This is a genomic window from Pontibacter sp. HJ8 (assembly GCF_054824225.1).
Genome location: NZ_JSYF01000144.1, coordinates 1 through 13,082, shown reverse-complemented (window position 1 = coordinate 13,082; position 13,082 = coordinate 1). Strand labels below are relative to the sequence as shown.

11 protein-coding genes are annotated in these 13,082 nt (G+C 48.4%); 5 read left to right on the top strand and 6 right to left on the bottom strand.

Annotated elements, in window-relative coordinates; all coding sequences use genetic code 11:
* Both OB13_RS07730 and OB13_RS07725 read left to right on the top strand, forming a co-directional pair.
* A partial coding sequence (locus tag OB13_RS07730) for a 1-acyl-sn-glycerol-3-phosphate acyltransferase (protein WP_461489582.1) occupies positions 1-438 on the top strand: 438 nt, incomplete at its 5' end.
* Between the two features lie 35 nt (positions 439-473).
* Positions 474-827, top strand: coding sequence for an MmcQ/YjbR family DNA-binding protein (locus OB13_RS07725; RefSeq protein WP_461489581.1), 354 nt, complete (start codon positions 474-476; stop codon positions 825-827).
* An 89-nt stretch (positions 828-916) separates the two neighbouring features.
* Here OB13_RS07725 and smc read toward each other — a convergent pair whose 3' ends face one another.
* Positions 917-4,459 carry a chromosome segregation protein SMC gene (gene smc / locus OB13_RS07720; protein WP_461489580.1) on the bottom strand — a complete coding sequence of 1,181 codons (3,543 nt, stop codon included), beginning with the start codon at positions 4,457-4,459 and terminating at the stop codon, positions 917-919.
* Positions 4,460-4,601: 142 nt separating this feature from the next.
* Between smc and OB13_RS07715 the strand changes: the two genes are divergently transcribed.
* Positions 4,602-5,138, top strand: a complete 537-nt coding sequence (locus OB13_RS07715; protein ID WP_461489579.1) for a hypothetical protein — start codon at positions 4,602-4,604, stop codon at positions 5,136-5,138.
* Positions 5,139-5,169: 31 nt separating this feature from the next.
* Here OB13_RS07715 and OB13_RS07710 read toward each other — a convergent pair whose 3' ends face one another.
* The 3 genes from OB13_RS07710 to pckA form a co-directional block, all read right to left on the bottom strand.
* A complete protein-coding gene (locus OB13_RS07710) occupies positions 5,170-5,835 on the bottom strand; it encodes a DUF4159 domain-containing protein (protein ID WP_461489578.1) in 666 nt (221 codons plus the stop codon).
* 22 nt (positions 5,836-5,857) lie between these two features.
* Positions 5,858-6,574 carry a 16S rRNA (uracil(1498)-N(3))-methyltransferase gene (locus tag OB13_RS07705; RefSeq protein WP_461489577.1) on the bottom strand — a complete coding sequence of 239 codons (717 nt, stop codon included), beginning with the start codon at positions 6,572-6,574 and terminating at the stop codon, positions 5,858-5,860.
* A gap of 156 nt (positions 6,575-6,730) precedes the next feature.
* On the bottom strand, positions 6,731-8,278 hold the full coding sequence (gene pckA, locus OB13_RS07700; protein ID WP_461489576.1) for a phosphoenolpyruvate carboxykinase (ATP): 1,548 nt from the start codon (positions 8,276-8,278) through the stop codon (positions 6,731-6,733).
* Positions 8,279-8,561: 283 nt separating this feature from the next.
* Between pckA and OB13_RS07695 the strand changes: the two genes are divergently transcribed.
* Positions 8,562-10,007, top strand: coding sequence for a peptide MFS transporter (locus OB13_RS07695; RefSeq protein ID WP_461489575.1), 1,446 nt, complete (start codon positions 8,562-8,564; stop codon positions 10,005-10,007).
* 172 nt (positions 10,008-10,179) lie between these two features.
* A complete protein-coding gene (locus OB13_RS07690; protein WP_461489574.1) occupies positions 10,180-10,776 on the top strand; it encodes a hypothetical protein in 597 nt (198 codons plus the stop codon).
* 94 nt (positions 10,777-10,870) lie between these two features.
* Here the strand turns inward: OB13_RS07690 and groL are convergent, their stop codons facing one another.
* Together groL and groES are read right to left on the bottom strand one after the other, a co-directional pair.
* A complete protein-coding gene (groL, locus tag OB13_RS07685; protein WP_461489573.1) occupies positions 10,871-12,508 on the bottom strand; it encodes a chaperonin GroEL in 1,638 nt (545 codons plus the stop codon).
* A 36-nt stretch (positions 12,509-12,544) separates the two neighbouring features.
* Complete coding sequence (gene groES, locus OB13_RS07680; protein ID WP_211214327.1) at positions 12,545-12,835, bottom strand: co-chaperone GroES; 291 nt, start codon at positions 12,833-12,835, stop codon at positions 12,545-12,547.
* Between the last annotated feature and the right edge of the window lie 247 nt (positions 12,836-13,082).

The following is a 13,082-nucleotide window of genomic DNA, read 5'->3' as shown; positions in this document are numbered from 1 at the left end:
AACTGGGATTTTATCTACGCAAGAGCTGCCTTTTACATCATGGATGCGCCGATCCGTTTTACGATCAAAAAGGAGTTTATGAAATTTCCATTTGGAGGCTTATTGAAATCGATGGGGGCTATACCTGTCGATCGCTCCAAAAATACGCGCATGGTCGATGCCATGATCAGAATATTTAGGGAAACACCCGGCGATATGTGTGTGATGGTAACACCGGAAGGAACCCGAAAATACCAGCCACGGTGGCGCCTGGGCTTTTATCATGTGGCGCTGGGGGCAGGCGTGCCGATCGTACTGGGCTACGTGGACTATGCCAGAAAAGAAGCAGGTATAGGGCCGGCCATCTACCCGTCCGGAGATATTGATGCGGATCTGGAAAAGATCATGGCTTTCTACCGCACCAAAAAAGGCAAATTCCCCGAGCAGGGAGTTCGGTAGTTGCAGCGCGTCTTTTACAGTTTTAAATAACGGAAATGAATATAGAATCACTACGCGAACTGTGCCTGGCTTTGCCCGGAGTAACAGAGGATGTAAATTGGGGTGCTGACCTTTGTTTCCTGGTCGGCGGTAAGATGTTTTGCGTGACAGGCCTGGAAGGAGATTCCGGCGTTTCCTTCAAAGTGAAGGAAGAAGAGTTCGAGGAACTTTCCGTTTCGCCTGCTATTATACCTGCCCCGTATATGGCCCGCAATAAGTGGGTGTATGTGCAACAATGGGACAGGTTCTCAGAGCAGGAGTGGGCTTATTATGTTAAGCAGTCGTATGAACTGAAGAAAGCTACGCTGACCAAGAAAGTTCAGAAAGCCATAGCCGAAGGGCAGGTATAGCGACTGGTCTTATACCTTGTTCTGATTGAAAAATAGAAAAGCCGCTGAACTTTCAGCGGCTTTTCTATTGATGTAATTCTTTGACTCTGTTACGCTATCTGCCTCAGGTCTACCGGGATAACCCGGGATATGCCAGCTTCGATCATGGTGATGCCATACATGACATCGGTAGAAGCCATGGTGCGTTTGTTATGCGTCACCACGATGAACTGGGACTCATTGGAGAAGGTACGGATGATGTTGTTGAACTTGTCAATGTTGGCATCATCCAGCGGTGCATCCACCTCATCAAATATACAGAACGGCGCCGGCTTTAGCAGGTAGATAGCAAACAGCAGGGAGATAGCCGTCAGCGTTTTTTCTCCGCCCGAGAGCTGGTTGATCGTTAACGGACGCTTGCCTTTTGGTTGCGCCATGATCTCGATACGGGATTCCAGCGGATTTTTCGGATCGGTCAGTACCAGGTCACAATTGTCTTCTTCGGTAAAGAGGCTGCGGAAAACACGAATAAAGTTATGCTTGATCTCGTTGAAGGACGCCAGGAATTTCTCTTTCGCCACCGTATCGATCTCATTGATGGTATCGATCAGCGTATTCTTGGCATTGACCAGGTCATCGCGCTGTTCGGTGATGAATTTGTTGCGCTCTTCGATCTCGATATAGGCTTCTGCAGCCATCGCATTTACCGGGCCCATTTTATCCAGGGCTGATTTCACTTCTGCGATGATCCTGCTCAGTTCCTCATTGCTCAGCTGGAACAACTCGTCGTATTGCATTTCAGGTATAGGCTGCTCCAGGTCTTCGGTCGCGATGCTAAACTCCGCTGCCAGACGCTCCTGTACCGATACCAGCTTGATTTTGGTATCGTTGATCGTCTGCTGCATGCGCATCAGTAATTCATCGGCATTCTGGCGTTTGCGCTGCAGCTCCCGGATCGTTTTATCTTTTTCTTCCAGGTCGCCGCGCAGGCTAAAGTACTTCTTCTCGACATCTTCCAGTTCATACCCGAATTCACGGCGCGCATCGACCATAGACGCTACCAGGGCTTCATTCTCCTGGATGAAATCAGCAGCTAACGTAGTTTCTTCTTCTGATCTTTCCAGTTCCTGCCGCAGTCCTTCTATGCGTTCCTGGTTGGTCTCTACCGTCTTCTGCTTGTAACTGATCTCCTGTTGCAGACTGCCGAAACGGTTCTTCAACTGGTGGAACTGGATGTTTTCCTGGTTATACATTCCTGAGATGACCGTAATCTGCTCCTGCTGCTGGTTGATCTGGGCGGTATACACAGCCAGTTCTTCTTCCAGTCGCTTCAGTTCCTGCATGTCTTCTTCGGCTTGCGGAGATACCTGCTGGCTCTGCACCCGCAGATCCTCCAGACGTTGCTGCAGCTCTTCTTGCTTCTGGTCGAAGTTCTTCCTGTTCTGCTGGTGCTGCTCGTTCTTGATGCGGATCGTCAGCAGGTCTTGCTGCTGTTTGGCCACTTCCTTCTCCAGCTGCCTGATCGTTTCCTTCTGAGATTCGCTTTTGTAGTTGATCAGGATCTGGTTCTGGGTGTTGATGCGGCTCTGCATCACATCTACCTGGTGGGAGAGCTCTTCCAGCTCCTGGGCCAGCTTTTCCATGTTTTGCTTGCGGCCCAGGCGGCTGCCATCCAGCAGCCCTACAGAGCCCCCTGACAAGCTGAGGGGCTTCTTGATCGCCGATCCGTCTTTAAGAATGATCGTGCGGTAATCCTCTGTCGTAAAGTCTTCTTCCGTTTCGTCGCTGATGTATACGTTGCGAAGCATATACTTCAGCAGGCTGCCATATTTCTTATCAGCTGACACTACCTCAAAACCGGCCTTTAATTTGCCGTCGCTGAAAGTAGCCGTAGGTTCCAGTTCTTCGATCTCGGATAGGATAATAAAATTAGCTCTGCCCTTGTTCTGACTCTTCAGCAAGGCAATGGCCTCCACAGCATCCTGCAGCTCATCCACTACAAAGAAGTTCATGTAAGGCTCCAGGTAGCTCTCGATAAGGCCCTTGTACTCAGGCTCGCAAACGATGATGTCAGAAAGGAGGGGAGCAGGTTTGCTCCAGCTTTCGGAATGGGCCAGGTACTTGATGGCCTCCGGGAAGCCCTCCATGTTCTCGACCAGCGATTTGGTGAGGTTGAGCTGGTTCTGGCGGGCATCCAGCGCTCTGTTCAGTTCTACCAGCTGCTGCTTCAGTTCCTCAATGTCTCCCTCCGTTTTCTCTATACTTTGCACAAGGGATTCTTCTTTGGCCTGAAGGCGTACCAGCTCAGCTGTTTTATCTTCCAGTTCGGCCTGCGCTTCCTGCAGTTGCTCCTGTAGCAGGCCGGCGTCTTCGTCAGCGGTCAATTGCTGCTGTTGCAGGCGCTCCAGGTCGTAGGTCAGGTTCTGTATCTGTACCTGGCTAATTTCCAATGATTTGTTCAGCTGGAAGACGGCATGTTGCTTGTTGCGCTGCTGCTGGGTGAGTTCCTGGAAGGACTCCTGCAGGCTCAGCTTCTGTTCATTGGCAAACTGCAGTTCTTCCTTCAGTGCATTTACCTGCTCCTCTGCCGCCGCAAAGCTGTCCTGTACCGTTTCCATCTCCTCGCGCAGCTGCACAATGCTTTCCTGCGTATGCTCCAGGCTCGATGTGTCCTGGCTGATCTGCTGCCGCAGTTGTTGCATCCGCTCTTTGAGGAAGTTGCTGCGCTCTGATTTTAATTTGATGTCATTCTCCAGTTGGCGCAGTTTCGCGGTCTGCACCTGCATGGTTTTCTGCATTTCGGAGAGTTGCTCCTGTGTCAGGTTCAGCTCTGCTTTCTGGTCGGCGATGGCATCTTCCGCTTCTGTGACAGCCAGTACATAGCTTTCTTTGAGGGAGGTTTCCTGCTGCACATCTTGCTCCAGGCGTTCCAGCGTTTGCTGGTATTGCGTTATGTTACGGCGGGAGAATTCCAGGCTGTGTTTCTTGTAATCATCTTTGAGCTGAAAGTACCTAATGGCCTGTTTTGCCTGACGTTCCAGCGTTTTCATGTTCTTGCCGATCTCAAAGAGCACATCTTCTACGCGCTCCAGGTCGGCGTCGGTTTCTTCCAGCTTTTTGAGTGTCTGTTTCTTCCTTACCCGGAATTTGGATATACCGGCGGCCTCTTCAAAAAGCAGGCGACGGGAGTTTTCTTTGTCATTGAGAATCTCATCCACCATTTTGAGCTCAATGATGGCATAGCTATCGGAGCCTATACCTGTATCGAGGAACAATTCATTGATATCCTTCAGGCGGCAGGTCACGCCATTGAGCATATACTCGCTGTCGCCGTTGCGGTAGTATTTGCGGGTAACGGTCACCTGGGAGTATTCGGTAGGAAGCACGCCCCGGTTGTTATCAAAGGTGATGGACACCTCGGCCATCTGCACCGGTTTGCGGGTTTTGGAGCCGTTGAAGATCACGTTCTCCATCTTGTCGGAGCGCAGGTTGCGGGTCTTTTGCTCCCCCAACACCCAGCGTATGGCATCCACAATGTTGGACTTGCCACAGCCATTGGGCCCTACGATACCCGTTATACCTTCATCAAAATTAATGACAACCCGGTCGCCAAAACTCTTGAAACCCTTAATTTCTAATCTTGATACTTGCATTCGCGTCAGCGGAATCGATTCAAACCAAACTCAAAAATAAGACTAATTTGCTTACTATAGCGCATGAAGGGAGTATAAATATGTAGCGCAGGATGGCCCGTCTATTCATTATTTATGCTATATTTGATAAGCGACTGACACTATGGAAGATTTCAAACTCATATTCTATATCCTGGCGATTGTAGCCTATTTTATTTTTACGGCCTGGCGCAAAGCGTTTAAAACTCCGAACGATCAGGCGCCACCGCAGCAAAATCCACAGCGGGAACGGCCTGTTCCGCGAGCCATGCCTAGTCCGACTCCCGAACACCGGCAACACCGCCCGGCTACACCGGCCACATCCTTTGAAGACATACTGCGGGAGATGCAGTCTAAAATGGAGAAGGCCAACCAGGAGGGAAGACAACCGGCTGAAAAAGTTAAACCCGAATACACGCCAGCCTCAAGACCTGTTTCGTATGAAACTGCACCTCCGCGGGTTCTTTCGCTGGAGGTACCGGAAGATGCCCGGTTGTATGATCAGAAGGTGAAGGCAAGAAGAGAAGATTCCCTGGATCGGCTCCCAAAGCCAAGGTTTGAGAAGCCCAAAGCTAATGTGTATGCAGAGATGCTGCATAATCCTCAGTCCATCCGACAGGCCTTTATTCTGACGGAAATCTTTAATAGGAAGCAGTATTAAAAGTTTTCCTGACTGATTTTTAGTATAAACTTTACAAATACTGAGTCAGGGCGTAGGCCAGTATGTTAGCCCCCATGCGAAGGGCATCCTGCCGTTTATTTTCAGGGTCATTGTATACTTCGCTGTCTTCCCATCCATTTCCCAGATCCGTTTCATAGGTATAGAAGCAGACCAGTCTGCCTTTGTGAATGATGCCAAAACCTTGCGGGGGCTTATTGTCATGCTCATGTATCTTGGGTAGCCCGTTGGGGAAGGGATATTTCTGCCTGTAGATAGGATGATCGAAGGGTAACTCCACAAACTCATACTCGGGGAATACCTTTTTCATCTCTTTGCGGATGTACTTGTCCAAGCCATAGTTGTCGTCGATGTGCAGGAAACCGCCGCTTAAAAGGTAATTGCGCAGATTCTGGGCTTCGGCATCCGAAAAAACGACATTCCCGTGCCCCGTCATGTGCACGAACGGATAGCTGAAGAGTTCCACACTGCCGACTTCGACTACTGCTTCTTCCGATGCGATGTTCATGTTCAGGTTCTGGTTGCAGAACTTGATCAGGTTTGGGAGCGAAGTTTTGTTGGCATACCAGTCTCCGCCGCCGTTATACTTTAACTTGGCTATTTTAAAGCTATACTTCTGCTGGGCGAGCACAGCGCCACAGGCCAGAAAGAGGTATAGCAACAGGAAGGATCGCTTCATAGATTCTTATGTTCAGTACACCTTATAAGGGTGCGTATATGTCGTGTAATACATGCAGAGTATGACAGGCGACCAGGGCAGCCGTTTCGGTGCGCAGCCTGCTATCCCCCAATGTGATGGGCCTTATACCTGTGTCATACGCAGCAGCGATCTCTTCCGGAGAGAAGTCTCCTTCAGGCCCAATCAGGATCGTGTGTGTCCGGTCCGATCTAAAGTAATCCTTTAAACTTTTGGTGGCATCATCTTCTAAATGCGCAATAAATGTATCTTCCGGCGCACAGGTCTGTATAAATTTCCGGAATGGTACCATGTCGCGCAGCAAGGGCATGTAGCCTTTCTGGGACTGCTTCATGGCACTGACCGCAATTTTTTCTATCCGGTCCAGGCGCAGCTGCTTGCGTTCCGAGTGGTCACATTCCAGGAACGTGATGGCACTCACGCCAATTTCCACGGCTTTTTCTACAAACCACTCCATCCGGTCTATGTTCTTGGTAGGCGCAACTGCAATGTGTACATAATAGGGCAACTTTCCGTATTCTACCTGCTTTTCGATTACCTGTAACTGGCATTTTTTCTGATTCGCATCCTGGATGATGGACGTATACCTGCCGCCGTTACCATCTACCAGATACACGGTGTCTCCCTGCTGCAGGCGCAAGACACGGGTGCAATGCTTGGATTCCTCTTCAGACAAGGTATAGATGTCAGTGGTTATATCGGGGGTGTAGAATATGTGCACTGTTATGCTTTTTGTAAGGATGTGGTGACGGATACTCTGCTTTTTCTCTTACTAGTATACGAAAGTATGCATTTCACATACAAGAATATAACATACCGGAAATAAAAAAAGCCTCCCTGCACAGGCAGGAAGGCTTTTTCTGGTTCTACTGTTGCATTAGTTAATCGGAACTTCCACTTGTGGAGCGCCTGCCAAGATATCTTCGCTGGCAAAATCAGCATATTTGCTGAAGTTCTTCACAAACTTTGCTGCCAGGTCTGTTGCCTTGGCATCGTATTCTTCTTTGTTCGCCCACGTATTGCGCGGATTCAATATCTCTTCCGGCACGTTAGGGCACGTGGCGGGCATATCGACACAGAACACCGGATGTTTGGTATATTCCACTTCGTTAAGCTCCCCGTTTAGGGCAGCCGTGATCATGGCACGGGTATAAGCCAGCTTCATGCGGGAACCAATCCCGTAAGGGCCACCTGTCCAGCCGGTATTTACCAGCCACACGTTCACATTGTTCTCATTCATCTTCTGGCCAAGCATTTCGGCATACTTGGTTGGGTGAAGGGGAAGAAATGCTGCGCCAAAACAGGCAGAGAAAGTCGTTTGGGGTTCGGTTACGCCTACTTCAGTACCTGCCACTTTTGCCGTATAACCCGAAATGAAGTGATACATTGCCTGGCTTGTATTCAGCCGTGAGATCGGAGGCAACACACCAAAAGCATCTGCTGTCAGGAAGAAGATGTTCTGAGGTATAGCAGCCCTTGAGGGCTCTATGGCATTGTCAATGTAATTGATCGGGTAGGCCGTGCGGGTGTTCTCGGTTACGGACTTGATGGTATAGTCTACCGTACGGGTACCTTCAAAGAAACGGGTATTCTCTACGATAGAACCAAATTTGATGGCATCCCAGATCTGCGGTTCTTTTTCACGCGACAGATCAATTACTTTGGCGTAGCAACCACCTTCAAAATTGAAGACACTGTCGGACGTCCAGCCATGTTCGTCGTCCCCGATCAGGCCGCGGTTCGGGTCGGCCGACAATGTCGTCTTGCCGGTGCCTGATAAACCGAAGAAAATGGCAGTGTCCCCGTTTACGCCAACGTTTGCGGAACAATGCATAGAAAGCGTGTTTCGTTCCTGAGGAAGCAAGTAATTGAGTACGCTGAAGATCCCTTTCTTCATTTCACCGGCATACCCTGTGCCACCGATCAGGATGAGGTTGCGGGAGAAGTTGATGATAGCGAAGTTGGGCTGACGCGTGCCGTCTACTGCGGGATCCGCTTCAAATTCCGGGGCACAGATGATGGTAAACTCGGGTTGGTGCTCTTGAAGCTCTTCTGCGTTGAGGCGCAAGAACATGTTGTTGCAGAACAGGTTATGCCAGGCCTGCGTGTTGATGATGCGAAGGTTGAGGCGATAATCCGGGTGAGCGCCTGCGTATGCGTCGCGCACATACAATTTGCGGTCTTTCAGAGAATCGATCATCTTGTTGTAGAGGGTATCGAACTTCTCCGGGTCAAAGGCAATGTTGATGTCACCCCACCAAACTGTGTTTTCTGTCTTGGCATCTTTTACTACGAAGCGGTCTTTGGGAGAGCGTCCTGTAAATTTGCCCGTGTCGCACATGAGGGCTCCATTGTCAGTCAGTACGCCTTCGCCGTTTTTGATAGCTTCTTCCACCAGTTCTGCCGGGCTTAGGTTCCAAAGCACTTCCTGTGCCTGTTTGATGCCTAACTTTCCAGATCTAATGTACTTGATTTATGGCCAGTTTCTTTCATTTGAAAATAAAGGGTTTAAAAGTGAACTGTTTGTTTCACAACTGTGCTACAAAAATATGGAATATTTGATATTAATATATTATTAAGTTTTATTAATAAAGTAGATGTCTGAGTTTAAGCGGTCAACGTAAAAATATTTGTCTGTCTCTGTTTAAACCGATATATTTACTCTCTTTGTTTGCACAACTAACTTCACAATCAATCCACAAACCTCTATGTCTGTTAATCAACAACGCCCTGTTGCTGCGGTAAACGATGGCTCCTCCCACTACGATACAGTGGAGAAAGAAAACTTAAAGCATCCGAAAGGGCTGTACCTCTTATTTTTTACTGAGCTATGGGAGCGTTTCAGCTATTACGGTATGCGTGGCCTCTTAATGTTGTATTTGACCAAAACTGCGCTGGAAGGCGGTTTAGGGTACAGCGTGGCCGAGGCTGCATTGATTTACGGATATTTTACCGGCTTCGTGTATTTTACGCCTATTATTGGTGGTTGGTTGGCCGATAAATACCTGGGCCATCGCCGCGCCATCCTTATTGGTGGTGTGCTAATGGCGCTCGGCCAGTTCAGCCTATTCTCGACGCCTTACGTGGGAGTGGAGATGACCTATCTTGGCCTTTTGCTACTGATCATTGGTAACGGTTTCTTCAAACCAAATATTTCTTCAATAGTAGGTAACCTGTATGCCCAGGGCGATCCCCGCCGCGATTCTGCCTTCACTATTTTTTACATGGGTATAAACATAGGTGCCTTCCTGGCGCCACTTGTTTGCGGTTACCTAGCGGAAGATTACTTTGCAACAAAAGCTGTAGTAGATGGTGTAGAAAAGGTAACTAACTATGGTTTCCAGTACGGTTTCCTTGCAGCTGGTATTGGTATGGTTATCGGCCAGATCGTTTTTAATACATTAGGACCTAAATTACTCGGTGACTTAGGCCTGAAGCCTGTAAAAGCAGAGAATGATGCCCTAACAGGCAAGCCTGCAAAGGCTGCCAAGCTTACAAAAGAGGAAATTGACCGTGTATCGGTTATCTTCATCATTTCTATATTTGTAATTTTCTTCTGGGCTGGTTTCGAGCAGGCCGGTAGCTCTCTCACAGTTTATACGGATAGGTACATCGACCGTGAAGTTTTTGGATTCCTGATCCCGACATCCTGGTTCCAGTCTGTAAACCCACTGTTCATCGTTTTATTTGCCCCACTTACAGCCAATTTGTGGTTATACCTGGCCAAGCGTGGCAAAGACCTGAGCATCCCAACTAAAATGGGTCTGGGCATGATCCTGCTGGGTCTCGGTTTCTTCTTTATGGTGGGTGCTGTAATGGAGCGCGGTGGTGTTGAAGATGCTACTGTTAAAGCCAGCATCGGTTGGTTGCTTGCTACTTACTTCTTCCATACTATCGGCGAGCTTTGCCTTTCTCCGATTGGCCTTTCTATGGTAACGCGCCTGGCACCTGTTACGCTGGTATCCATGCTGATGGGTGTTTGGTTCCTGGCTCCGTTCGTTGCTCAGATTGCCGGTGGTTATATTGCATCTTATGTTGAAGAGCTAGGTGCTATGACGATATTCTCTGCCATCGGCGTTTTCGTTATTATTGCCGGTTTGATCCTGGTTGCTTTGACACGCAAACTTATGCATATGATGCACGGTCGCGGTTAAAACCAAGATTTACTTTAAACAAAGGCCCCTGCTGATTGCTCAGCAGGGGCCTTTGTTTTTTTAATACTATTTCTGATATTTCACCACTTTTTCAAAAAGAGTCAATCAGGTATAGATGAGCTATTTAGGTATACCTGCTACATTTTAGTATATCCTTATTTTACAATAGTACGTGAATTCGCTTTTTAAAAACCTGCCACTTGCGGCAGCCCTTCTCATTTTACTTTTATTTTCTTCCTGCGAGAACTCAACCGACACAACAGCGGACGCGCCGCCTGAGCCGGCCGGCATCACATACAAGATACCCAAGGGCAGTCATGCTACGCAGAGTCCTGTAAAGTTCATCAATTCCTCTCTGATCCGTTTTGAGGCAGTTTTTAATACGACGGCCATCTATACCTTAGCTAATTCAGCCAATCAGGCAGACATCAACAAGCTGTATGGCGTGTCTGATTGCGGCACAGAACATCATACCAACAGCGCGCGTTTTGGCTGGAGGTGGTATAACGGGCAGCTCGAAATCCATGCCTATACCTATCAGAATAAGAAGCGTAACACAGCCTATATAGGCGCAGTAGCCCTTGGCAAGCCCAGCCTTTTTGAGATCAGGATAGAAGATAACCGCTATACCTTCCACCTCAACGAGAAGCAGGTCGTCATGGAGCGGAACTGCACCGGTACAGGAGGGGGCTACCAGCTCTACCCGTATTTTGGCGGGGATGAAGTCGCGCCGCATGATATTACGATCGGCATTAAAGAACTGCATTGAGCTATACCTGCTGGCCGGCAGATAGGAGCATTTATAAAACAAAAAGCCCCGGACCATCAGACCCGGGGCTTTTTTACTCAACTATGGGAGTTGATTACATCATGCCGCCCATGCCGCCCATGCCTCCTGGCATGCCAGCACCGGCACCTTTGTCTTCTTCCGCATCTTCAGAAACTACACACTCGGTAGTCAGCAGAAGTCCGGCGATAGAAGCAGCGTTCTCTAATGCAAGACGCGTCACTTTTGTCGGGTCGATGATACCGGCCGCGAACATATTCTCATATCGGTTATCGCGCGCGTTGTAGCCATAATCCGCTTTTCCTTCGCGGATAGCCTGTACTACGACAGAACCTTCGCCACCTGCGTTCGAAACGATCGTTCTAAGAGGAGCTTCCAGGGCAGTCTTGATGATGCTGACACCGGTTTGCTCATCGGCATTGTATACGTCGATGCTGTTGAGGGAATCGAGCGCACGGATCAGGGCAACGCCACCACCTGCTACAATACCTTCTTCAACAGCAGCACGCGTTGCGTGCAAAGCGTCATCTACACGGTCTTTCTTCTCTTTCATCTCTACTTCAGTAGAAGCACCGATGTAAAGGATGGCCACACCACCCGAAAGCTTAGCCAAACGCTCCTGCAGTTTTTCTTTATCGTAATCAGATGTAGTGGTTTCCATCTGAGATTTGATCTGGTTGATACGCGCTACAATGTCATCTTTCTGACCGGCACCATTCACAAGCGTAGTGTTGTCTTTGTCGATGATCACTTTCTCAGCAGTACCGAGGTAGTCCAGTGTAGCGTTCTCCAGTTTGTAACCTCTTTCCTCAGAAATTACAGTACCACCTGTCAGGATAGCGATATCTTCCAGCATAGCTTTTCTTCTGTCGCCGAAGCCAGGAGCCTTTACAGCAGCTATCTTCAGGGAGCCACGCAGTTTGTTCACTACCAGTGTAGCCAATGCTTCGCCGTCTACATCTTCGGAAATGATCACAAGGCCTTTACCTGTCTGAACAACCTGCTCCAATACCGGAAGCAGCTCTTTCATGGTAGACACTTTCTTGTCGTAGATCAGGATGAAAGGGTTGTCAAACTCAGCTTCCATCTTCTCAGCGTTGGTTACGAAGTAAGGAGAGAGGTAACCGCGGTCAAACTGCATACCTTCTACCGTTTTCACTTCTGTCTCAGTGCCTTTTGCTTCCTCAACCGTGATCACACCGTCTTTACCCACTTTGTCCATCGCATCGGCGATCATTTTACCGATCTCAGCGTCGTTGTTGGCAGAGATAGTACCTACCTGCGCAATTTCAGAAGAGTTCTCGATTTTCTTGGACTGGGAGCGAAGGTTCTCAACTACGGCATGAACTGCTTTGTCGATACCACGCTTCAGATCCATTGGGTTAGCGCCAGCCGCTACGTTCTTGATACCGGCAGTGTAGATAGCCTGAGCCAGTACAGTGGCAGTAGTCGTACCGTCACCTGCCTGGTCGGCAGTTTTAGAAGCCACTTCTTTTACCAACTGAGCACCCATGTTCTCGATAGGGTCTTTCAGTTCAATTTCTTTAGCAACGGATACACCGTCTTTTGTAATAGTCGGAGCACCGAATTTTTTGTCGATGATCACGTTGCGGCCTTTTGGACCTAATGTTACTTTAACAGCATTTGCCAGTTTGTCTACGCCAGACTTAATTTTGGCGCGAGCGTCGGCATCAAATGTGATGTTCTTAGCCATAGTTATATTGCTTTGATTTTTGTTTAAAGGAAAAGATTAAAGAATCGCCAGGATATCAGACTCACGCATGATCAGGTAATCGCTACCGTCTACAGAGATCTCTGTACCTGCATACTTGCCATACAACACTTGGTCACCTACCTGTACCTGTGGCTTCATAAGAGCACCCTGCTCTGAAACTTTGCCTTCGCCAACTGCTACCACTTCGCCGCGCTGTGGTTTTTCTTTAGCAGTGTCCGGGATGATGATACCAGACTTCGTTTTTTCTTCTGCTGCAGCAGGAGCTACAATTACTCTGTCTGCTAATGGTTTAATGCTGATTGACATAGTTTGTTATGTTTTTAGTTTTTGTGGTTAATGATATAACGTTGAAACCATAGTGCTTCTATCATTTCCTGTGCCAAGCCGTATATACTGCCACTTTAAGTCAATTTTACAGTTTTGGCAGCCCTGATACCTGACAAATTTGTCAAAACATGTCAGGTATGGGAACTTTTAAAGCAAACGCAATGACAGGTAACGGAAGCTGAAAGCATAAAAAAAGCCGACCTTAAAGGCCGGCTTCTATTTTCTT